General features: G+C 46.7%; 19 protein-coding genes and 1 pseudogene. All 20 read left to right on the forward strand.

Features of this window, described 5'->3' with window-relative positions:
• The coding region (locus G625_RS0108555; RefSeq protein ID WP_029200790.1) for a transposase at positions 1-192 on the forward strand (192 nt) is incomplete at its 5' end.
• A 174-nt stretch (positions 193-366) separates the two neighbouring features.
• Complete coding sequence (locus G625_RS0108560) at positions 367-1665, forward strand: PDDEXK-like family protein (protein WP_044932091.1); 1299 nt, start codon at positions 367-369, stop codon at positions 1663-1665.
• 111 nt (positions 1666-1776) lie between these two features.
• Positions 1777-2217, forward strand: coding sequence for a GatB/YqeY domain-containing protein (locus G625_RS0108565; protein WP_029200792.1), 441 nt, complete (start codon positions 1777-1779; stop codon positions 2215-2217).
• A gap of 8 nt (positions 2218-2225) precedes the next feature.
• Complete coding sequence (locus G625_RS0108570; RefSeq protein WP_029200793.1) at positions 2226-2696, forward strand: hypothetical protein; 471 nt, start codon at positions 2226-2228, stop codon at positions 2694-2696.
• On the forward strand, positions 2693-2950 hold the full coding sequence (locus G625_RS22370) for a hypothetical protein (protein WP_029200794.1): 258 nt from the start codon (positions 2693-2695) through the stop codon (positions 2948-2950). Before G625_RS0108570 ends, G625_RS22370 begins: the two co-directional genes overlap by 4 nt.
• Positions 2951-2960: 10 nt before the next feature.
• Complete coding sequence (locus G625_RS19050; protein WP_044932093.1) at positions 2961-3299, forward strand: GNAT family N-acetyltransferase; 339 nt, start codon at positions 2961-2963, stop codon at positions 3297-3299.
• Positions 3300-3343: 44 nt separating this feature from the next.
• The gene (locus G625_RS0108585) at positions 3344-3640 is read left to right on the forward strand and encodes a hypothetical protein (RefSeq protein ID WP_029200795.1); all 297 of its coding nucleotides are present in this window, start codon (positions 3344-3346) and stop codon (positions 3638-3640) included.
• Positions 3630-4526, forward strand: a complete 897-nt coding sequence (locus tag G625_RS0108590) for a phosphatase PAP2 family protein (RefSeq protein WP_029200796.1) — start codon at positions 3630-3632, stop codon at positions 4524-4526. Before G625_RS0108585 ends, G625_RS0108590 begins: the two co-directional genes overlap by 11 nt.
• A gap of 328 nt (positions 4527-4854) precedes the next feature.
• On the forward strand, positions 4855-5355 hold the full coding sequence (locus G625_RS19055) for a macro domain-containing protein (protein WP_044932095.1): 501 nt from the start codon (positions 4855-4857) through the stop codon (positions 5353-5355).
• Positions 5328-5648: pseudogene (gene yaaA / locus G625_RS21925) on the forward strand (peroxide stress protein YaaA); the annotation flags it as partial. The gene G625_RS19055 and the pseudogene yaaA, both read left to right, overlap by 28 nt.
• Positions 5649-5670: 22 nt before the next feature.
• Positions 5671-5898: a hypothetical protein gene (locus G625_RS0108605; protein WP_044932097.1), complete on the forward strand. Its 228-nt coding sequence runs from the start codon at positions 5671-5673 to the stop codon at positions 5896-5898.
• Between the two features lie 123 nt (positions 5899-6021).
• Positions 6022-7488: an AMP-binding protein gene (locus G625_RS0108610; RefSeq protein ID WP_029200798.1), complete on the forward strand. Its 1467-nt coding sequence runs from the start codon at positions 6022-6024 to the stop codon at positions 7486-7488.
• 137 nt (positions 7489-7625) lie between these two features.
• The gene (locus G625_RS0108615; protein WP_029200799.1) at positions 7626-9836 is read left to right on the forward strand and encodes a condensation domain-containing protein; all 2211 of its coding nucleotides are present in this window, start codon (positions 7626-7628) and stop codon (positions 9834-9836) included.
• Between the two features lie 95 nt (positions 9837-9931).
• A complete protein-coding gene (locus G625_RS0108625) occupies positions 9932-11944 on the forward strand; it encodes a glycosyltransferase family 8 protein (protein WP_029200800.1) in 2013 nt (670 codons plus the stop codon).
• A gap of 30 nt (positions 11945-11974) precedes the next feature.
• Positions 11975-13738: an MATE family efflux transporter gene (locus G625_RS0108630; protein ID WP_029200801.1), complete on the forward strand. Its 1764-nt coding sequence runs from the start codon at positions 11975-11977 to the stop codon at positions 13736-13738.
• A 181-nt stretch (positions 13739-13919) separates the two neighbouring features.
• Positions 13920-15077, forward strand: coding sequence for a phosphopantetheine-binding protein (locus G625_RS0108635; RefSeq protein WP_029200802.1), 1158 nt, complete (start codon positions 13920-13922; stop codon positions 15075-15077).
• Positions 15078-15185: 108 nt separating this feature from the next.
• The gene (locus G625_RS0108640) at positions 15186-18272 is read left to right on the forward strand and encodes an AMP-binding protein (RefSeq protein ID WP_029200803.1); all 3087 of its coding nucleotides are present in this window, start codon (positions 15186-15188) and stop codon (positions 18270-18272) included.
• Positions 18245-20152: a glycosyltransferase gene (locus tag G625_RS21195; protein WP_029200804.1), complete on the forward strand. Its 1908-nt coding sequence runs from the start codon at positions 18245-18247 to the stop codon at positions 20150-20152. The genes G625_RS0108640 and G625_RS21195 overlap by 28 nt, the downstream gene beginning before the upstream one ends.
• On the forward strand, positions 20149-21357 hold the full coding sequence (locus G625_RS0108650) for a nucleotide disphospho-sugar-binding domain-containing protein (RefSeq protein WP_029200805.1): 1209 nt from the start codon (positions 20149-20151) through the stop codon (positions 21355-21357). Before G625_RS21195 ends, G625_RS0108650 begins: the two co-directional genes overlap by 4 nt.
• A 90-nt stretch (positions 21358-21447) precedes the next feature.
• Complete coding sequence (locus tag G625_RS0108655) at positions 21448-24465, forward strand: AMP-binding protein (protein ID WP_029200806.1); 3018 nt, start codon at positions 21448-21450, stop codon at positions 24463-24465.
• Positions 24466-24479: the final 14 nt, after the last annotated feature.

Consider the following 24479-nt stretch of genomic DNA (forward strand, 5'->3'; position numbering starts at 1 on the left):
CGGCTTGTACTCCCAATGAAGTTCAGAAAACTTCAGGCAGATACAATCCGTATGAAGCTGATCAAAATAGCTGCAAAAGTAGTTCGATCAGCAAGATACATGGTATTCAAACTCTGTAGCAGTTGTCCATATCAGGAAGAGTTCATTGAGACACTTTCAAACATCAGGCAACTTCAAGTTGAGTTGGAATAGCAACTTAGTGGAACTTTGACAGCTTAAAAGGATTTCTTTCCAACGATTACGGGATTTTTGCGCCCTTTTTTCGGTAGATAACTGTTGATTCTTTTAAGGTTGTTTTTAAAATTATCCGCAGAGGCTAAATTGAGTGAACTTATACCTCCGTGAATAATTCAGGATTATGATTATATGGGACGATTTGAGCAACTTATTTCAGAGTGCAAGCCAATTGTGAGTAAACATTTGGCCGCTACGCAAGACGGAAACAAAAAATACAACATCTATCGGATTCTGAATCTGACACAGAATGAAGTTCAGATGTGCAGGGTACTTGCTGATTTGCTAAACCCTTCAGGGGAACATGGTCAGGGAGCAAAGTATCTTGGCTGCTTTGTAAGGACAGTTCTTGGGCTTGATATTTCTGATGAAGAAATTGAAGATGCTCATGTTTATAAGGAATATCCCATCACGGATGACAGGAGAATTGATATTGTTATCACATATCATGGTGGCTTTATTCCTATGGAAGTTAAGATAAATGCTGGGGATCAGAAAAGTCAGTGCTATGACTATTATCAGTTTGCAAAGAAAAGGGATAAGAATGCTTTTGTCGTATATCTGACAAAAAGCGGATACAAGCCATCTGAATATAGCTTGACCGGTAGAGCAGGTGACAGACTTCCTGAAGGTGCTGTAAAATGCATTTCATTTTCTGAGGACATTTTAAGATGGCTGGAAGACATAAAGGCTGGTTCACCGGATGAGATGCAGGTGCTGATTGATCAGTACTCAGGAGCGGTCAAGGAATTTATTAATGTAGATAATGCGGAGTACAAGATGAATCTTACAAACAAGATTTTAGCTGATTCTGATAGCCTTAGAACTTCTTTAGAGATAGCTGGTGGAGTTAATCATGCCAAAGCAGAGATTATGAAAAGGCTTTTTGAAGAGTTTGAAGCTCAGATGCAGCCTATTCTTTGTAAATATAATCTGGAGGTGGAAACAAGATCAGAATGGTTTCACTACAAATATCAGGCGACAGAAGAGTACTATACTCGCAATGAATCTTCTTATCCGGGGCTTAATTACGTTATTAAATCAGTTAACCTTGGAAGAGATTTATCTCTATGGCTGAGGATTGAGATAGACTATAAGCTTTTCGGAAGTTTATGTGTATTCGATTATGGGGCTGAGTCCAATACGGGATATGAAGTCGGAAATCAGTGTGATGTTATCTCAGATGATCTGTGGTTAAAGCTTCGAGAGCACATTAATCTTCCGGAGAAGAAAGAAAAAGAAGGCTGGATCATAGTATGGAAGTATCTTCCAACTGGCTCGGATAGCACGATTGATGCTATAGATACGGTACCTGATTTTAAGAAGATGAATGAAGCTGCGATTGCACTTGTTGATGAAACAACATGTAAAATATTTGTTGGCAAGTGCATAACAGTTATAGAGGAAACGCTTTTATCGTTGGTTAAGTAATACAATGTCTAATAAGAATTGTGAAAGAGCTTGAAGAAGATTTCCTTGGTAGACATTTCACTTTGGATGGTCAATAATCAATTAAAAATAATTAGAAAGAAGGTATTTAACATGACAAAATTTGAAACACTTCAAAAGGATATGATCGCTGCAATGAAGGCAAGAGATAAGGCTAGAAAAGATGCAATTTCTTCTCTTATATCAGATGTTAAGAAAGTGGCTATAGACTCTGGATCGAGAGACAATATAGGTGATGACCTTGTGGATCAGGTGATTCTTAAGTCTCTTAAGATAGCGAAAGAACAGATTGATACTTGTCCGGACGATAGAGCAGAACTCAAAGCAGAGTATCAGTTCAGATATGATGTAATCAAGGAATATGCTCCTTCTATGATGTCTGAGGATGAAATTAAGGCATTCTTGAAGGAGAAGTTTGCTGAGGTGATAGCAACCAAGAATAAGGGAGCAATAATGAAAGAAATAATGCCGGTTCTTAAAGGTAAGGCTGACGGCAAGGTGATCAATATGATAGTTGCAGAGCTCTGTAAGTAAGACTTAGGATGTGTGATATCGAAGCTGCCAGAGCCAGAACTGCGGCAGGCAGAAAGAAAAGAGAACTTTTTAAAGATAAGGTCGAGGCTGCCAGAGCAGAGCTCAGAGAAAAGTTTAAGCTTAATGCCAGGGATGCCAATGACTTCTCCAGAAAGATGTACTATGCCTCTGCAATGCTTCTTAAAAACAGTGAGGATGATAATCTGATCTTCTGGGATGATGATTATGATTTTTTCTGGAAAGATGGATTTATTAAAGGGATTGGCTATCTGAAATCTATGGTGGGGCAGAATGCCGGGTATGGATACAAGTATACCTGTGATATTTTCTCCGATATAGGCATTAAACCACCGCTCATGCTACTCGGTACAGAAGAAGCAAACCGGATTGCAAATGAAGAAGAGGGTAAAAGGATCAGGGAGTACATGGATGGGTTCTATGGAAAGATTACAGGTGAGAAAGAGAGGGATGGTTTATGAAAAGAATTATCACGCAGGTATTATGCCTGACCTTAATAGCATTACTCATATCCTGTGGGAAATCAAATACGAAACCAGCTGAAACGAATACTACTGAAAACCACTCAGAGAGTTCTTCTGAAGAAGTTATAGATATTTCCAAAACCGTACTGCTAAAGATTGAGACAGAAGGGTTGGGCTATGTTGCTTATGCAGAAGATGGAGAGCAGCGTACTGATGAGACATTTAATGCCTGGGATTATGTGGACGAATAAGGAGCACCCTATGGATTTTAAATCAAACAATTCATGCACCTGGCTGGAAGACGAGAACGGAAAACGTATTGCAGTACTTGAATATCCGGAAGTTAAACCCGGGATAGTAAACCTTACTCATACAGAAGTAGATCCGTCTATGAGCGGACAGGGAATAGCCGGAAAAATAACTGAACATGTAGCGAACCTTCTTAGAGAAGATGGCCGTAAGGCTGAGCTTTCATGCTCCTACGCTATAAAATGGTTCCAGAAACACCCTGAGTATGCAGATGTTTTAGCAGATCCTGTGGCAGAGGCAGAAAAAGCAATGAACCTCGGCGGTCCTGCATGTGGGATAAAACAGCCTTAAAGCTAAGGTTATTCTTTCAGTTTTGGCAACGGAATGGTGTTCATATGGATAATCGTAGAGAATGGTCAATTTACCGGGATGAATTAGTCAGTGCCATAGTAAGCCTCGGATTCCCGGGCGAATTTGGCAACCAGATAGCAAAGCAGCTAGGAAGTCCCAAAGCCATGCAGAGAATGTGCAAGTACTTAAACAATGTAAAACCGAAGAGTGCTGAGCTTATAGCTGACGAGATGCTTTCCATATGTACTGAAATCGAAAGATGGAAAGAAAAGAAGGCGTGTGAAGAGGCTAACGCAAATTATAACAGGATGCTGTGGGAAGGGTTGTTCGATGATGAATAGAAAGAAAATAATGGGTGTTCCTATAATGTGCTTTTGTGTTGTAATCGCTGTCTGTACCATTGGCATAATTATAGGGTCATTTTTTGATTACAGCATCAATGTAGCGCTTGCAAACAAGACGGAAATTGGAGCGTTTTTTGCAACATACGGGTCGTACTTTTCTTACTGCCTTTACCCTGCGTCCGGGATGTGCATATATAAAGGTCTCATGAAGAAGGGCAGTCGTTATCAGATGCTGGCCCGCGTGATCATGGCAATCTCATACTTTATGGCCGTTTATTACAGCAACAATTATAACGGATCAAAGGTAAGGGCACTGTTTGGCTATACAGCCGGTGAATCTTCGCCGATTCTGTCTGTGCTAAGCTGGCTATTCTGGGTTGTCCTCTATGCGTGGGTGCCTATTGTCTGCTACAGACTATTCGATGACAGTGATGAAGATAAACTAATCGTGACAGGAGCAGCAATTCTTATAGCCGGAATCACAGCTGATAATCTGAATCTATGGCTAAAGCAGGTCGCATCGAGGCCAAGGTTTAAGTATCTTATAACGCTTAATGATCCAATGTCAGAGTACAGGAACTGGTGGCAGATGATTCCTAATCTTGCAGGTTCTAATGACAATTACAAAAGCTGGCCAAGTGGAAATATGACGATAGCAAGTATGATGTTTTCTCTGCCTATGCTTTCAGATGTTTTGAAAAAACGCTCTGACAAAAAGAATATGGTATGTTTTGTGATTGCCTTATGCTTTGTGATTATTTACGGTTACAACAGGATACATATGACAAATCATTTTCTTTCGGATGTGTGCTTTGGAACCCTGATTACTTATATTCTATATTCGGTTGTAAGTTCGGCATTCCTGGATGCAGCAAGAAAATAGCTTTGTTGGAGGAACCGGAGAAATACTAATTGGAAAATGAGCTGTAGGTATATGTAAAACGTGAAATCAAGGAGTCCTAAATATCAGGAGTACACGCTTGTCATTTATCTCAGTGACACAACAATAGATGATGTCCATTCCCTTTGTGATGAGTTGGTCGATGTGTATAGGCAGAGTTCTGTGCTTATCCAGGCAAATGAGACTACGACGGAGTTCTATTCCGGGTGATTCAATGCAAGTGAGCGCGTAGATAATCGTAAAAAATATAATCAGAGATAGGCGTATAAAAGCTGCTTCAGAATATATAGAAATGAAGGTGGAACAAAATATGAGTAATATAGTTCTTATCCAGGAATCATGTGTTAACCAGAATGTGGATGCAGTAGTCAACGCTGCAAATTCGGGTCTTTTTGAAGGTGGTGGTGTTTGCGGCGCAATTTTCAGCAGTGCAGGAAGTGCTGAACTTGCGAAAGAGTGCAGCAAGTACAAGACTCCGCTTAAAGACGGTTCTGCGGTCATTACTTCGTCATGCAGAATGAAGAATTGCAAGGCAATAATTCATGCCGTGGGTCCAGATTTCAGGATAAAGAAGGATGCTTTCAAAGAATTATATGAAGCTTATTATAATTCTATGACTGTGTTGAAAAACAATGGCTATCACAGCATAGCATTTCCCTTAATTAGTTCGAGTATTTTTGCAGGGAATTTAAAGAATCCGGTCGCCGAATCTACAAAACAGTGTAAACGGGCATATAAGCAGTTTACAGAAGATTATCCGGATTATGATATTAATGTTAGGCTTGGGGGAAGAGGCTTTATAATGAAGTAAGAGATGAAACAGGAATTATCATTAATCTTGCGTCTAAGGAATACTCAAAGTGTGTAGAAAAGTATCTTAGACCGGAGGATACGTTTATAACTGTAACTTTTGGCGAGACTGCAAATGGAAAGCTTGTGACAAAGGGTACATATGCAAAAATGGCACGTGGCGAGATGGTAAGGTTTATGGCAGAAAACATGATAGAAGATCCAAATGAGATAAAGACCTTTGACCGTCTTGGATATGTTTTCATGGATGAGCTATCTAACAGTGATGAACTGGTATTTGAAAGAAGAAAATGATTTTACGTTTTTTGGAGTTACTATGTTTAGCATTTTCCCAAAGAGAAAACCAAATATCCCGGCATATGACTACGATCCCGAAAAAGAGATACCTGTGATCCGTGCTTCAATATGCAATGGTGAACAGGTTGCAGGATTTAAGGATATAAAGACAGGAGTGTTTCATGAGTTAATGCTTATTCGTAGCGATAAGGACATTGCTGAATTCAAAAATGCCTTTAGTCTTAAGGATATTAAGAAGGAGTATTGAACCATGGAAACAAGACATTATGTTGTGGTAAAAAATCTTTATACTTACATAAAAAATTGTAAAATAAAGAAATAAATATGTAAGCAGTGTGTGTGAATGAGTGCAATCTCAAGGAGAACATAATTGGACGACTATAAAAAGCAAACAATTCCTCAGGTTCTTGAACAATACAGGGACAGTGACGAGCCGGCCGTGCTCTGTGGGGATGAAACTGTCAGTTATTGTGAACTGCTTTCCGATGCCCGGAAAATTGCTTCAGGTATACAAAAACGCGGTATCAAAAAGGGCGATTGCGTTGTATTGCGTTTGTCCCGGGATACGGTTTATATCAGAGCATGGCTCGGAGTGCTGTATGCCGGTGCAATCCAGCTAACATTCCATGATGGATGGCCTGAGAAATTCATAGAATCAGCTATGGCTGAGTGCCACCCGGCAATGGTTCTGGACGATAAAGCTATAGGTGAGCTGCTTGAATCTCCTGAACCTTCGGACATTTCTCGATTATTTACAGAACTTGATGGAGAGGATCCCTTCCAGATCATCTACACTTCGGGAAGCACGGGACAACCCAAGGGCGCGGTCAATGCCCATCTGACGGCTGTCAGTCGTACTCTGGCTGCATATGGAGACCCTCTGCCGGATTATTTTGTACATAACTGCAGCAGGCTGCTTTTGGATTGCAGTCTTGGTTTTGTTCTTTCCTCGTTTTGCATTTGTCTCTGTTTACTGAATAAAAAAACTCTCGTTCTTGCACGGAAGCAGGATATACGTACGCCTCGTGCAATCGCGGAATGTGCCGGAAAATACGGCGTAGATACTATTCATGTTACCCCTTCCTATTTTCAACAGTATAGAAGTGATCCGGCTTATGGCTCGCTTTTTAGAGAGATGAAGCTGGTGATGGCAGGCAGCGAGGCTGTTTCTGAACAGACGGCGCATATGTTGACGGACCTTTCCGGAGGGAAAACGGTTTTCTGCTATGGTGCTTCTGAGATATTTGGACCTGCTTTTTTTCAGTTCGGGAGCGAATACCATGGAGGAGATATCTGCTTTAGTGCGGCACCATCCGTTAGGGAGACATATGTGCTCAATGAACAGGGACAGGCTGCCGGGATCGGAGAAGAGGGTGAACTCTGCGTGGGAGGAATTGCAGGCAGATTGGGAAGATATCTTGGGTCGTATGCGTCATCTCCTAACTTTACAGAGCATTCTGGGCTTGGGCGTTTGTATCTGACAGGTGATATTGTAAAAAGAATGGCTGACGGCAGATTCTGCATCGTAGGCAGAAAAGACTCTATGGTAAAGCTTTACGGCATGAGGGTTGAATTGGGTGTCATCGAGAGTAAACTCCGAACCATTCCGGGCGTGCTTCAGGCGGCAGTCAAGGTGCAGGGAGAAGGGAACGAGGCAAGGCTTTGTGTATGGTATGCTGCTGAGGATCAGGTGAGTGAATCAGAACTTCGCCGGTATCTTTTGGCTTCTTTGCCAAACTATATGGTTCCCGCTTTCTGGATCAGGATGAAAGAGCTTCCGCTCAATCCAAGCGGAAAGCTGGATCGCAAAGCACTGCAATGGGAAAGGGAACAGTAGTTATGGAGCTTAGTAAAAAAGAACTTGATTTGGAAACGACCATTCAGATTTGACGATATCTGTCCTTTGACGTATCATACAAGATATTGATAAATATTCATCCTTGGGTTTTTAGGAGGAGTTAAAGGAATAGCATTATGATGAACGACGATTATCGTGACTTCCAGAGGATGGTTGTTCAGAACCAAAGGATACTTGCGAACATGGCCAGCTATATACAGGCGAGGTCTGTGTCAGCGTCTGGGTCTGTGCACTTGGGGCAAAAGGAACGGCCATTCGACTGTGGCGGAAGGAATTTTGTTTGGTTCGACAAAGTCATCCAGAGATATGCCGGACAGGTCGGCAAGGCGGCTGGGGAATCTGCGAATTGGGCCGGCAAAGCGGCTAGAAGACCTGCAGATCACGTCGACAAGGCTCTTGGGAGTTCACCTTCGGTCAAGGATGAGGTCTCCCATGATCATACGGCAGAAAAAAAGGCCTTTTTCGACACCTCAAGGTACACTGCTGCAAATCTTTCCGAACACGATCTGAGCAAAATCATCAGCCTGTACGGAAATGCCGTGCAGGACATCTACGAGCTTGCAGCCGGACAAAAATGGATGCTGGAGGAGGGAAAACATGTGAAGTCAGCATTTTTTCTCCAGATTCTGACAAAGGCCGTGATCTCGCTGGATCCCGCTACTTTTCGCCAGCAGGCCGATCTGGTCTGTGAAAAGCATGAAAATCTCAGATCAGCCTTTGTCTACAGAAACGTGAAGCATCCCTACAGGGTCGTTCTCAAGGACCGCCACCCGGAGATTAATTATTTTGATTTGTCCGACCTTAGCATGGAGGAATTTGACAAGCGGATATCCAAAATGATGGAGGCAGATCGGCGGCGAGGCTTTGATCTCGAGAAGGATTCTCTGCTCCGGATCAGCGTGTATAAAAGCTGTGAAAAGGATACTTATGCGCTGATTGTCTCTCAGCCACATATCAATTCAGACGGCACTAGCCTCGGTATCCTGTTCGGCGATCTCTTTGTCGGCTATGCGCTTGATTTAAACGGCATTGACAAAAAGATCGAAGAACAGTCGTATCAGGCCTATGCGGAGCATCTGCAAAATGTTGATATAGACAAGGAACTGTCTTGGTGGAAGGAATTTTTGGGAGATATGAGGGAGAATGTTCTGTTGCCCGGACAGAATCCCAGTGACCTGGAGTATAAGCGGGCTGAGTATTTCGCACCGTTTTCAGAGGACGATGTGGCTACACTCAAGGCTTTTCAGAAAAAGCTTAAGGTGACGCAGTTCACCCTTCTTCAGACCCTGTGGGGCATCATGATTGCAAGATTGGGAGGAGAAGACAGTATAGTGTTCGGTGCTGTCACGTCCGGAAGGGATGCCGAGGTATCGGACAGCATGAAGCTTGATGGCGGATTTATAAATGCAATCCCGGTGAGGATAAAGTTTTCTGAGGATGAAAAATATGCGGATCTGGTGAAACGCTCACAGGAAGATTTCGTCCGCTGCATGGAAAATTCCCACTGTTCTCCGGGACAGATCCAGAGAGCGTTGGATAGAAGTCAACCGGTGTTTGGTCATATTCTGAACAATCATAATTTCGTAAAGGCAAAGCAGCCGATCTCCGGTGGAGACAGCCTTTTCGGCATACGTATCCTCGGGGGTGATGCCTATGACAACCTTTCGGCAGATCTCTGTATCTATTTTACGGAGAAGGAGGGAAAGCCCGGCAGCAGCTATTCCTATAACGAGAGGGCTTTTTCCAGAGAGGTCATACAGCTGCTCAGCGAGCACTTTATGAAAATGATTTCTGCGCTTGCTGATGTGACAGAGGATACCGTTATCGGCGATTTTCCAGCGTTGGACGCAGACCTCATACTTGCTGTGCAGGACAATGAGCGGATCAGGCAGGCAAAGATCGCGAGTTATATGAAGAAGCATCCGCTTTTTGGTTATGCGGATGACAACGAACTGTTTTTCTTGGCAGATGAATGTGTCATGACGTCCTTTGCTGAGGATGAGACCATTGTGCGCATCGGCGAGAAGCAGGGCAGCATACCTATCCTCATGCGCGGAAGGGCGATCGTATACGGAGAGACCAGAGACGGATGGAACAATCCCGTTCGTATCCTCAGGCAGGGAAGCGTGCTTTCCTATGCATCTCTCCTCGGCAGGAAGGAGGAGAACATCATCACCAGCGGGGAGGATGATACGGTGATTCTCTTTGTTCCATCGGATGTGTTGCTCAATCTCATGGAAACCCATGCAGAGACTTCACTCAGGATCATAACGGATCTGATGAATCAAAGGGAAACCTACATGAAGCTCTGGTTGAATGCAGGGTGAGGAACAGTTGATTGAAGGACGATGGACTAAGTCTTACGTATGAGACAGTGAAGAAGATCATGAAAGAATACCTGAAAGGAAAGGAAGGGGAATAGATGAGGGAAACTTTGGATATTGTGTATGCATCGGATCAGACTTACCTGTTCTTCTGCTGTGTCTCCATTTTGTCCCTGATGGAGCAGCTTCCCGAAAATCAGAAGGTTAGACTTCATCTGCTTCTTGATGAGAGCTTCAGTGAGGAAGACCGAAGGCTGTTAAATTATCTGACAGACAGTTATAAAAACCTGAAGCTTTCGGAACATCGAATCTCTGAGGCAGCTTTTGACAGCAGAGACTTTAAGGATTCCCTATGGTCTAAGGCCGCCTGTTATCGGCTTATCCTGCCAATGCTCCTTCCGGATGTGGATATTTGTCTGTATATTGATTCAGACACGCTTGTGGTGGGAGACATCCTCCCACTTTGGGAAACGGATATGACGGATTACTATCTGGCAGGAGTTTTTGATGATATTTCCCCTGTTCGGGAACAGACCGTGAGAGACAATATTCCTGACATCCAGACCTATATCAATTCCGGCGTGCTGCTCATGAATCTTTCACTTATGCGGAGGCATGGGATCCAGAAAAAACTGATGAAAGGTATACAGGACTATCTGGTGGTGGATCAGGATCTTTTAAACGTCGTATGCTATGGAAGGATACGGCTTCTGCCATCGGATTACAACTGTATTCCCGGTGTATTCTGTGATACTCCGAGGATCCTGCATTTTCTGATGCGTGACTATATACGTCCGTGGAAAAACCTGCGTGCGGAGGGAAGCGATCTCTGGTGGCGTTGCGCTGAGAGATTTGAGGGACTGTACGATATCAATGGACTCAGGGAAAAGGCCGATTGGTATGAGATGGGCAGTCTTACTGCCATTCTTCGAAGAAGCAGTGATTATGAGCGGATTTATGTGGTTGGATCAGGTATGGATGCACAGCGGATTTACAGAGCTCTGCGCCTTGGCAGACTGAGCGGTCTGCAAAAGCTTCTAAAGGAGGACGATCCTGCCCCCGATGTATCCGGGACGCTTCTTATCGTTGCGACAAAAAAGAAGAAGATACCCATTGTACAGTCTTTTTTAAAAGAGAGTGAAAGTGAAGGTCAGGTGTTTTATTTTGCAAAGTGGCCGCTCTCATTCTATCGACTACTTCCCAAGAACTGTGCTCGTGAGGTGAATGGAGAACTTCTGATGTGGGAGTATGGTGCAGACAGCAAAGGAACAGCTTCCATGACGTTGCTGCTTGAAATCAGTGCCGCCAGATTTCCGGAACGGGAGGCTCTGACAGAATGGCGGGACGGTGCAGCTACCTCGGTATCATGGAGGGAATTGAACCGAATGGCAAACCGAATGGCAGACAAGATCCGGCGGCAGAATATCAGGCGGGGATCTGTGATCCGTCTTGGTTCGGATGGCAGAAAAGGTATAAGTTTTCTTGCCGGTATGCTTGGAATCATGAAAAGCGGATGCATCGCCGCTATGGATGAGAATGACGATTATCCCTGTATATCGATTCCAAAGGAGGGAGAGTATTTATCCGATAATCCGCCTTTGGAGGTTCTGCCGGATGAACCGCTGCTTATTGAGGATACTGCTGTGGCTTTGGATAATCCTGTATGGACAGGGCGCAGAATATGTGAGATGGCAGAGGTTTTTCGAAGGAGAACAGGTTGGCATGGTAAGGACAGGCTGATGATCTGTCAAGGAGAAAGTTCTTTGGTCTGGGTGCTTCTTGCCGCAGCGTTTTATGAAGGCAGTCCTGTAACCTTTGTTTGTGATGATGCTATGGGTGATTTTCTGACGGCTGCAAAGGAAAAGAATGTTACGGTCATCTTTTCAGAGAATTCTGTTTTAAAAAGAACCCTATACAGAAGGGAAAAAGAAACATTGGATCCCGGATGCCTTCGGATGTTGATCACGGAGACATTTTGGAAAGCCCCGGGGAGGTCGGCAGAACTCGATGAGGGAGAGATTGCTGACAAATGGCATACTCTCGTACCATCCGTTCCGGTGAACGGACAGGGATATGAAGGTAGCTTCTGCTATGATAGTGAATGGTATTGAACTTGAAACGGGAAATCATGGTGGTAAAGTATGAAAAAAGAAAAAACATTGATGGAGGGAGTATTCTCCAGATTATTTACAGTCATGCTGGTTGGAATGGTGTGTGGTATCCTGTGCAATGTGATTGACTCGGCAGTTACAGGACAGTTTCTCGGAAGAGATGCAGTAGCGGCTTCAGGACTGACCGGTCCGTTTGTTTCACTGATCGGGCTTGTGATCGCATTGTTTGTGGCTGGAACCGGACAGCTGTGTACAGAGAATATGGGAAAGGCGGATATAGGAAAAGTCAACCAGATTTTTTCAACCATGGTTGTTTGCGTTACGGTATTTGGTCTTCTGATGACAGTTTTATTTACGGCTTTCTCTCCGATGTTTTTGCCTTTCATGGCAAAGGGCGCGGATCCGCAGGTTATGGAGATGGCAGACGGTTATCTAAGGGGTTATTCTCTGATCATTATTCCCATGAGCCTCTCTTCTCTGCTCAACAGTCTTTTTGCTCTGGATAATGACCAAAAGCGAAGTCTAGGCTATGCAGTGATCATTCTGGTCGCTGATGTAGTTCTGGATCTTTTAAATGTTTTCGTTTTTCACGGTGGGCTGCTCGGTATGGCATTAGCGTCTGTAGTCAGCGCAGTTATAGGTCTTTTGTACCTTTTGCTGCATTTTCGTCAGGAAGGGCATCTTCTCAGATTCAGCATGAACAACTTAAACTTCCGGGATGTTCCCGAGGTTCTCGTATACGGATTTGCCGGGGCAATCCCCATGCTGATGGGAAGCTTTAGATCCGCCTCCTTCAATTATGTTCTGCTGAAAGCAGGAGGTACGGACGCAATTGCGGCTTTTTCGGCTGCAGGCTGTGCCTTTATTCTGCTTGTGTCCCTCACCATGACCATACAGTCCGTGACGGCATCTCTGACGGGGCTTGCCTTCGGAGAAGAGGACACCGATTCCATTGGACAGATACTTCGCATCTCCCTTGTATTCACCTACAGGGTATTTCTGGTGATAGGACTCCTTTTGTTGATTTTCGCAGCTCCTGTTTCCTCTATTTTCATCCGGACAGAGGATACAGCCTTGAGACATCAAACAACAGCTTTTATCAGATACATGGTGATTCAAAACCTGTTTGGGATAGCCAGCTATTGCTTTAGCGGAAGCTTCACAGGCACAGGACATGTCAGGCTGAATTATCTTGTGAGTATTTTCAGGGATGGTTTATTTCCCTGTCTTTTGGTGCTTATTTTAGGGCTTGGGTTCGGAATACCCGGGGCAGAGGCAAGCATACCGGCAACGGGTATTTTGACACTGCTTAGCTGCATTTGCATTCCGGCTGTCATAAACCGTGTTTTCCCAAGGTCTGTTCGCGATCTTCTGATTCTTTCAGAGGACTTTGGGACGAAGCCGGGCGAATGCTTTGAGGCCTCGGCTAAGGATATGGAGCAGGTTGTGGATATGTCCGAAAAGGCACGTCAGTTCATCATGGAGAGAGGTGAAGATGTGAAAATGGCAAATCACGTCGCACTGTTCATTGAGGAAATGGCAAAAAACACGGTGCAATACGGATTTAAGAAAGTAAAAAACGGTCGCATCGAGTTAAAGCTGATACTTAAGGAGCAGAAAAAGATGATACGGCTTAAGGATAACGGAAGACCTTTTGATCCCATAAGATGGCTTGAGGAAAACAATCCGGAAGAACCGGGAAAGAACATTGGCATCCGGATGATCATCGGTCTGTCAAAGAAAGTGCAATATATCCCGGGTATGGAACTTAACAATATTATCGTGGAATTGTAGCTGTAGAAGATGACATTTGGATGCTTCTCGCCTGTTCCTTATGGTTCGCAGCCTGAAACAATCGCAAATATCGCAGCGAGCAGTTGACACCCCCGGTTCACAATGGCTTGCATTTATGAATCATTTATAATAAAGTTATTGTATAAATGCTTGAAACTCTTATAGAAAAGGAAGATGAGTTATGAAGTCTGAAGAAAAAATCTCATTGCTTAAACAGGCATGGAAGGAAGTTTTCGGAGTAGATGAGGTTGCCGATGATGCTGATTTCTTTGACGATGGGGGGGACTCCATCAAGGCGGTACAGCTTTCATCTTGGTTGGTTCAGAAGGGCATAAAGCTGGATTTGGGCAAGATCTTCTATACGCCGGTTTTGTCAGATATGGCTGAGACATTGGAGGAAACGGATGCCATGTATGTACCGGCGGAGCTTCTTACCAAAGATGTTATGCAGCAGAAACTGAATGAGGTGATGCAGGAGTCTTCATCGAACCAAGCCGCAGATGACCAACAGATATGTGATCCGGAAACGATGCAGCAAGTCAATGCCGCAGATGGCCAACAGATATGTGATCCGGAAACGATGCAGCAGGTCAATGCCGCAGATGGCCAACAGATATGTGATCCGGAAACGATGCATCAGGTCAATGCCGCAGATGGCCAACAGATATGTGATCCGGAAACGATGCATCAGGTCAATGCCGCAGATGACCAGCAGATATGTGATCCGGAAACGATGCAGCGGGCAAATACCGCAGATGGCCAGCAGATATGTGATCCACAACTTGAACCCCGGGTTTACGGTGGGATGACTTCACTGAAGATGATGAGGTCAATGCTTAAACTCATGATCATGCAGCAGCAGACGGTACTGCAGATGATGGAGATCATGGCAGAAATGATCATACCACCTGTCACTAAATCTCCGATGGGAAATATGCCCGGACAATATTTCGTGCCAAACAAGTGGATGGGAAACAACAATCCGTTTATGAAACAGCCTTCGGGAGATATGAAGGCAAAGGTGCAGAAGGCAATGGAACCTTATATTTCAAGAAAGGCAGATAAGCCGATCGAGCAGCCAAACGTGATCGAAATTAACAAGGCCAAGGTTGCCAAGCCTGTCAAAAGTGCAGAGGAGGTTCTGGAGCATGTTCTTTCCGGACTTCTGAAAAACGGATTCAATAAAACAGATGATTTATTTGAACAGGGGCTCACTTCTCTGGATGCCGTCAAGATTGTAACCAGGTGCGGAGAACATGGCTACTCTGTTAAAATGCAGGATATCTATATGCATTCTACTTTTGATGAGTTGGTGAAGTACATGACTCCGGGTGAATAAAAATCCTATAGAGCGTGATAAAAGAGAAGCCATGCCTGCAAAAGCATGGCTTTTCTTTTATATCGGGAACCGCTAAATTGAAAGAGAAAAACAGGATTACATAAAACTGTGGCTCAGGGTGCTTTGAACCAGATAGGAAAAAAGGCGGCGTATCCGGATGGAGAGGAACAGAAGATGAATCTGAAGGAAGCTGACAGGTTTCAGACAATTCTCGATGGAATCATTAGATACAGAGAAAGCGAAAAGACTGCCGTACTATGCGGGGAGGAAAGGATATCCTACAGAGACCTGATCCGTGATGCCATGCTGCTTTCGCATGCTCTGAGAAACAGGGGGGTAGGAAAAGGTTCTTTTATTATCCTTGCTATGAACCGCAGCGTGCATATGATTAAGGCTCTGCTTGGGATACTGTATGCGGGAGCGGCTTATGTGGCTGTGGATCGGACGTGGCCTTCCCGGAGGCTTTCGTATATACAAAAGGACTGTCAGGCCTCATTCATACTAGATGATGTGTTTTATGAGGGTCTCTGCCGGGAAAGCGTGGCGATTCTACGGCAGAGAAGCTTTGACGTGGACGAAAAGGAGCTGTACCCTGGCGAGGAGAATCTTCCCAGAGTAGAGGGCTGTGATGCGATCGCGGTATATTATACCTCCGGCAGTACGGGGGAGCCCAAGGGTACGGTAACCCATCACGGAGTTTTCCTGAATGAGGCCATGCCTGTGTCTTGCAATATCTGTTCCTGTAAGACTGCCCTTCTATGCGACGTGGTTTTTTCCATGGGCAATTTTGCATACGGTGCCGTTGCCTGTGATATTTTTTATGCTCTGTTTAACGGGATGACCCTTGTGCTCGCATCGGAAAAGGAGCGGCTCTCGCCGGATCTTTTAGGGAAGTGTATGCTTAAGCATCACGCGGATGCTCTTCTGGGTACGCCATCCATGCTGATGGGATATCTGGAGGATGCTACGTTTGCCTCCGGCTTTTCAGCTCTTAAGAGAGTCATCCTGACAGGAGAAGCCCTGTCCGAGGATGCGGCTTCAAGGATCGCTTCCTGTACCGGAGCTGTCCTCTTTGACGCCTTCGGTGCATCGGAGGTGCGAAATTACGCCTTTACAGAGATAAAGCCCGGTGAAACTATCAAACTGGGATCACCCACCCGGCAGGCTGTGCTGCTGTTGCTTGGTGAGGAAGGCATACTTCATGAAGCGGATAAGGCCTCCCCTGATACGAAGGGGGAGCTTTGTATCGGAGGAGAGCCGGGCAAATACGGATACTATCTCAACCACCCGGAGCTGACAGCTCAGAAGTTTACCGTTACCAAAGAATACGGAAGGATCTATCATACCGGAGATATGGCGATGGTAATGAAGGATGGGAGTATCATTCTGACGGGACGCGCCGACGGTCTGCGAAAGCTCCATGGACAGCGCATGGAGACCGGTGAGGTGGAGAGGATGATGGAACGGTATCCCGGGATTTACAAGGCGGCGGCGGATATCCGCGGTGAAGGGGCGGATGCGGTTCTTTGTGGATGGTATAAGGGAAATGAGATCGATGAGGATGGGCTCAGGACTTTTCTGGCAGAAAGACTGCCGGCTTTCATGGTTCCTGCCCGGTTGATGGCACTTAACGAGCTGCCGCTTAATGATAGCGGAAAGCTTGACAGACGTGCCCTTCCGGATATTCCCGCAAAGGACGTGATTTTCATTCCGCCTCAAAACGATCTGGAAAAGCTTCTGTGTGATACTTTTGCAAGGGTATTAAGGCTACCATCAATTCCGGGAAGAGATTCCGGCTTTTTCGGGTTGGGAGGAGATTCCATCAAAGCCATGATGCTGATCAGTATCATGGAGGAGTCCGGATATCATCTGTCTATGGCAGATATGCTTAAATATTCGACGCCGGCGCAGCTTGCGGCATGGCTTGACCGGGAGGAATCCACGGTAAAAACCTCTGTGGAGGTAAAGGCTCCGGAGCTGTTCACGCTTCCTGAGGAGTTGATGACGCTAAGGGAGGATGCGAACATAAAAACAGTGCTTCCTGTCAGCAATGTAACCGACGTTTATCTTAGGATGAAGGGGCTCGGGATCTCTGACCGCCGAAATGTGACAAGGGGAAAGTTCTATGTTTCCCGAGGCTTTACAGAGGAAGAGTTTCGTGACCGCGCAGAACACCTTGTCAAGAACCATCCTGCTCTCAGGTCTGCCTTCAGGCAGGACAGCTCCGGAAGGTTCTGGCAGGTATTCTATAAGGAGTATCAGCCGGTCATATATTATAAGGATATCCGGAAGCTGTCGGGGGAGGTAAAGGCAGGGTTTACAGACGGCTTCCTGAAGGTCATGGATATGGGAGAAGGACTTTTTCAGGCCGCATGCCTTCTTCTTTCTGACGAAAAGAGCGTTCTTTTGCTTTGTGTAGATCACACCATCGCAGATGGGATATCTGTTCAGATCATGGCTTACGAGCTGGCTTCTCCCGATTACAGGAAGCTATCGGAGGATGCTTTGCTGTCTCACAGAGAGAGGGTTATGCAATATCTCACCCCTCCCGCTCCTGTCCGTGACTATTATCGGAAGGCGCGGCCCCTGTGGAAATCGATAGAGAGCCTTCGTCAGGATCAGCCGGACAGAAAAGTCCGCAGGGTATCTCTTACGAAAGATGAAACAGGACGACTTAATCAGATCCTGGCAGAACGTGGTATCCTTCTCTATACCTGGGTTCAGTTCTGTTACGGAAGAGCCCTTTTGGATGCCCTTTCAGGAGAAGAGATCTGGCTTTTGACCCTGGAATCCGGCAGATATCCCGACTGGAAGGACGATATGAGGACAGTCGGAAACCTGATCATCGGCACACCGGTAAAGATTAGCCGCGATATGACTGCAAAAGCCCTGCAGGAAAAACTGTTTATGTTAAGGAGTGGTCCATGGCTTTCGGATAGCGATATCCTGCGTGACGGAAAGTGGATGGGGATCTACGAGGGCATCACCTCCAATATGTTTGACGGCATCGGGAACGAAAATGAACCCGTGGTGGAATTATGGGAGGATCGTCCGAGAACCGGAAACAGTATGGAGCTTACGGATAAGGCGCTTGTCATCGAGCTTCGTCATCCGGATCAGAAGGAAGAAAATGAGCGTTTCGATCAGGTGGAGGTGAAACTGAGGGAATGGATATTACATATCCTGTCACTGTAGTAACACCGGTTCGGGATACACCGATCCCGGTTTTTAAAAGAGCCCTTGCATCCCTGCAAAGCCAGAGCTTTGGCTTTGACCGTATACAGTGGGTTGTGGTACTTCACCTTTGCTCCCCGTCTTACAGGGATGAGGTTACCCGCCTTTTGGAAAAATATCAGAACGTTACTCTGATTTCCGAGGATAGACCGGAAAGTGCTTTATCGGATGTCAGAAACAGGGCACTGGATCTGGCGGAAGGCAAGTGGCTGTTTTTCCTGGATTCCGACGATGAGCTGAAGAGAGATGTGATCAGGGATGTTGTCGGACATATGGAGGCATCGGGTGCTGACACAGGGATCTTTGGCGCGGAGATCGATTATAACGGCTTTAGTGTCACCTCCCTGCCTGACTCCGGATCAGATAAAGCGCATGTCCTTATGCGCGGAGACGAGCGGATCGGCAAAGGTCTTTGCGAGTATGGCCTGTATCTGTGGACGAGATGTTATCGCAGACAGTTTCTGTCAGAAAAGGTCATCCGTTTCCGTCCGCATATGTTTCATGGAGAGGATTTTTTCTTTAATCTTGACGTTACTGCAGAAGCCGGCAGGGTACTCATACTTCCGAAGCTGTCCGGATACAGGCATTATCTGGCCGGAGGAATGAGCGCAAGGTTTGCGGAAAAGATCGGAGCAGGAGAGAGTACGAAGCTGTCAGAGGAGTTCGTTGCCGACTATGCCCTTTTGCTGGATGACCTTTATGAAGCCGGGAAAAAGATGGCTCTTGCGCTGGACAATGCGATCTGGTATCACATATGGAATTATGGCCGTTCCTTTTTCTACGCGAAGGGAGAGGTAAAACGTGTATTCAGGGATTCCATATCACCCCTGCTGCAAAAGCTCCGTCCTCCCGTGATGCTTGACTTAGACAGACAGAAACAGGCGGAAGGCATCTATAGGAAGATCATTGAGCAGACCGGTGACATTTCTTTGAAGCACTGCATGGTATCCGTGATCATACCGGTTCATAATGGAGCGGCGTACCTGAGAGAATGTCTGGAGGCGATTCAGAGGCAGACCTGGAAGCGTCTTGAGATCCTGGTGATCGACGATGCATCTACGGATGAAACAGGACGGATCGCGGAGGATTTTGCCCAAAAAGACGACAGGGTCAGAGTCATTCACAATAACGTCAATAAACAAGTATTTCATGCAAGGCGGATCGGATTTGAACAGGCCCGGGGGGATTATCTGATCTCTGTTGACGGAGATGACAGGTGTTCAGAGGACTATGTGGAATCGCTCCTTCTAGCCGCCGGTGAGAGCGGTGCCGATCTTGTTGTAGGAGATCATATTCTGTACACTACCGAAAGATCAGTTTTTCAAAATCTTGCCATGGGCCGGAATGAGGACAGGCAATATCTGGTTCCGCAGGATATGGAAATGGAGTTTTATATCCCGATCGACATCAATGATTATCGATATGATCAATGTCTGGTGCCGGTATGGTCAAAGCTGATCCGTAGGGATCTGATGGAACGGGCGCTTCCCACCTTTCGGGCAGTGACGTTTCCGATGTCTTTCTTTGAGGATGTTCTGTATTCCGGTGTTTTTTACCGCCTCAGCCGGCGGTCGGTTTTTACGAACCATGGAACCTATTATTACAGGAGACATTCCGCATCCAACACAAGCAAGGATCTGATAGAGGCGCTGGAAAGCAACGTCAGAGGACAGCTGGAAACGATCGTACAGCTTCGCTGGCTCCTTCGGCAGACGGATGCGGGGAAAGAAAAGACGGATCGTTTCGAAGCCTGGCGGGATTCACTCTGGAAGGTCATGGAGGCCCGATACGTCGTCTATATTGGGAAGGAAGCAGCTAAAAAGAAGGAAGGAGACGCATGATTTTCTTGTTTGTGAACCCCTTCTGGGGGCATATTAATCCTCTTCTTGACCTCATCAAAGGACTGGCTGCGCGAGGTTTTACGGTCAGGGTATACAGCGGAACAGAGACAGCAGACGCCATTACGCAGGCAGGCGGTATGTTCGTTGACTGCACACGCTTTTTTCTGAGACCGGGAGAGATCCAGTACGCTGTATCCGGTTATCTGAATGCACTTGAGGCCGCCATGGCGATGGATGGGTTCATGGCAGATCAGATACAGGAATGGAAGCCTGTATATGTCATCTCGGATATCGAGAGTATCTGGGGCAGTCTTCTGGCGGAAAAGTATCAGCTGCCTCTGATCATATTTTCTCCCACCCATCTGAGGACGCTCTTTGCGGCGGGAGATTACTGGGGAGAATTCTTTCGGGAGCTGGAGCCTTATGAGGAAGCATTTGAAAGAAGACTGCAGCTTTTGAACGAAAAGGGCTTCCCGAAAAAGAGCATGATGTCTTTACTTTGCGTGGATCCGGAAAAGAACTATATCGCTGCCGTTCCCCGCATCCTGCAGCCGGATTGTGAGAGCCTTGATGAAGACCGGATAAGCTTTTTTGGAGGCATCGGCCTGAAGGTTAAGGACAACGCTTACAGATCCGGCAAATACCGCCCGCTTATCTATGTGACGCTTGGAACCACGTATTTTTCCGATGCACATGTCTTTTTCCGATGCTGTATCGAAGCCTTCCGGGATCTGGATGCGGATATCGTGATGGCGGTATGGAAATATGTGGATATCCGTAAATTGGGAGAAGTTCCGGAGAATATCGACATCCGGGTTTTTGTAGATCAGACAGATGTCCTCAGAAAATGTGACGCGGCACTCTTTATAGGAGGTATCAATACGGTAAAGGACTGCCTGATGCTGGGCATACCCATGGTCATCTGTCCGTTCTTTTACGATAATTATGCCACCGCCAAACTGATCCGGGAAGCCGGAGCCGGAGTGCGGATTGACAGCTATCAGCCCGGGCTGCTGCGTGAGAGCGTCCTGCGGGTTCTGAAGGAGCCTTCCTTTAGGGAGAAGGCGGCTTCCCTTGGAGAGATCATCAGAAGCAGTCAGGGTACTTCTGAGGCGGTCGAATGGATCCTGACCCGCATCGAAGAAAAACAGCAGGAGGACTTTTCACAGCATTCAGATTCATTGCCGGGAGCCAGATACCGTTAGTGACCGTACTTCGGTAACTTACAGGATCGGCATCCGACCGCACACATTCAGATTTTAATAAGCGTTTATGGAGGAAGAAAGATAGAAACTATGTATACATTCAAGGACATCTGGAAGGGCGCAGACGAAAACGTCACCGTACATGAGCTTCTTGAGCGTACAAGGAGCTGTGAAGGGATCGCCATGGATATATGGGGCGAGACCATGAGCTATCAGGTCTTTCACGAAAGATCCGATGCTGTGGCGGCATTTTTGCAGCACAGGGGATATGGCAGGGGTGATATGATCCTCGTGCGCATGGAGCTTTGCTGTGATCTGTACTGTGTCATCACCGGCGTGATAAAAGCCGGCGCTGTCGTGGTGCCCCTCGATAAGGAGCTTCCCGACGCTCGTCTAGCGTTGATCATGGAGCAGACATCCCCGGTCCTTCAGATCACGGATGAGTTGGCGGAAAAGATGCTGACAGAAGGGAAAGAACTCACCTTTTGTCCTGCAAACAAGCAGATGTCATCTCAGGATGTCATAGCCATCCTGTATACATCGGGTTCTACAGGGGTTCCCTGCGGCATCCGTGTGATTTCCAGTGTCATGGTATGCAGCCTCCTTCCGATACCGGAAAACAGGATACTGTCAGAGGCAATAGGGGATTGTACAGCTCTTTTTAATATCAGCCATCCTTCAGTTGCTTTTGGATTTACGAACTTTTATTACACGATCCTGTATGGAAAAAAGTTTGTGCACATTCTTATGGGGCAGGCGGACACCATGGAGCGGATTGCTGCAAAGCTGAATGAGAATGAGAGCTGCTTTTTGTTCTTCCCGCCATCCGCTGTTTTAGCCTGTCTTGACAATGAACGGGTACGCATGGCCTTTTCCCACGTAGGTGGTGTCATGGTGGGCTCGGATATCGTCAAACCCTCTCTGATGGAGGAAATGAGAAGCGTGCTGCAGCCGGGTGCCAGGATCGTCATCCTCTATGGGAGCTCGGAGGTCGCCCTTGCCACCGCAAGGATTGTCGTGCATCCGGAGAAGGCACATTCGGTCGGTTTCCCCACTGCCTTTTCCCGGATCGAGATTGTGGATGAGAACCGAAGACCCCTGCCCGTCGGAGAATCGGGTGAAGTAAGTGTGCGGGGAATCCGTGTGAACATGGGCTACATCGGCGCTGAGGATCAGAAACAGAACAAGATCGTCTTTCATCCGGATGGAACCCGTACCTGGTACTCAGGGGATCTCGGGTATCTGAAGGAAAACGGAGAGCTGTTTGTACTGGGAAGAATGGACCGGATCATCAAGCATCATGGATACCGGCTGGATCCCGTGGAGATCGAGGAATGCTTCAAACGGGAGCTTGGTGTAAAAAATGCTGCGGTCAAACAATTTGAAATTGCGGGAAGATCCGTTCTGTGCGCCTTTTATGAACACACCTTTACGATGCCGGAGGAAGAGATTCGGCAAAAGCTCTCAGATAAGCTTCCCCGTTACAGTATCCCGGAGCGGTTCGTGCAGTTGGATAAAATGCCGTTAACCGATCGCGGGAAGCTTGACTACCGCGCCCTTTCCCTGCCGGATTCTGAAGGGCAGGCCCCCTATAAGGCGCCCAGGACAAAGGAGGAAAGGCAGATCTGTGAAGCCTTTGCAAAGGTGATGAAGCTTTCCCGCGTAGGGGTAAATGATAGCTTCTTTGCCCTGGGAGGAGATTCCATCCTTGCGGCAGGAGTTCTTTCCATGCTGAGGTATGAGGGACTGGAGCTTACGGTTGCTGAGCTTTTCCAAAAACCGACTCCTGCCATGCTGGCCGGCTGTGCAAGGCATGTGACTTTACCTGATCAGACAAAGAAGGATTCCTTTGCCGGAGAAAGCGGCCGTGGGGAGGAGCTGTCCTGGAAGGATCGGCTGCCGGAGGAACTGGCATATCTTTCGGAGGATGAAAGGATAGAGGCGGTTTATCCGACAGACCCTTCCACAGGCTTCTATCTGTTTTTGCAGGAATCCGGGAGCGACTACACAAGAGGAAATATGATACGCTTCCTGATCCGCTGTAAAAGAGGATTTACGGAAGCCGCCTTCAGAGAACGGGTAAAGCAGATCACGGCAAAGCATCCTGTGCTGAGATCCTCTTTTGTGCGAGCAAAAGACGGAAAGCCATATCAGGTATTCAGGAAGGAGACAGAGCCTTCTGTCTGGTATAAGGATCTGGGCTCCCTGTCCGAAGAAGCCCGTGAACGGTTCCTTGGCGGATTCTTTCAGGTGATGGAAGAGGAGGGAAGCCTTTTTTCGGCAGCCTGTTTTCCGGTGGCTGATTCCTGCTGCGAGCTGCTTCTGAGCCTTCGCCATGTGCTGACAGACGGGCTTTCCCTTTATGAGGTGATACGTGAACTGACGGCAGATTCCATCACGCCGGATACAGATGCCTTTTATCTGTGGCGGGAGAAGCTGATGCAGGAAGAGGACAGGATCCCGCCTGAGCTTCTTGAGCATTACCGGGATTTCGGGGAGAAGATGCTTCTTCCCTCCGGCAAGGGAACGGGAGATTTTACGGTCAGGGTGCGGAAGCTTTCTCTTGATCCGGACAAGACCCGGGCTATTCAGGAAAAATGCGCCGCAGAGGGCGTATCTCTGGTCACCTATGCCGAGTACTGCTACGGAAAAAGTCTTCTGAAGGTCATGAGCCGTGACCAGCTCTGGTTTTCCCATCTGTATTCCGGCAGGAGCCCGGAGCTTTCCGGAAGCGATGCCATCGTGGGAAATCTTTTCTACACGATGCCGGTGAGAATAGATAACCGGATGACTGTACAGGAATTTCAGGAGGAGCTCCTTCTGCCCTGGCGGTATCCCTACAGCACGCAGAATTCTCTTTACAGAAGATTGAACCGTTTTGTCGTTGAGGAAGGACTGGTATCCAATCACTTTACCGAATTGGGGGAAAATGTGTTGGAGATCCGGGATATTCAGGAAAACACACGTACCGGACATTCGGTTGAAAGCAGGGATGGCCGTCTGACCATTACCCTTCGGCATTTTGACCGGGAAGAGGAAAACAGGTCATATGATCAGATCGAAGAAAATCTTCTGTCCCTGCTTAATCAGGTATCGTCTGAGCACTGATGCTGATATCCGGA

Source organism: Oribacterium sp. NK2B42, assembly GCF_000424445.1.
Classification (GTDB): domain Bacteria; phylum Bacillota; class Clostridia; order Lachnospirales; family Lachnospiraceae; genus Oribacterium.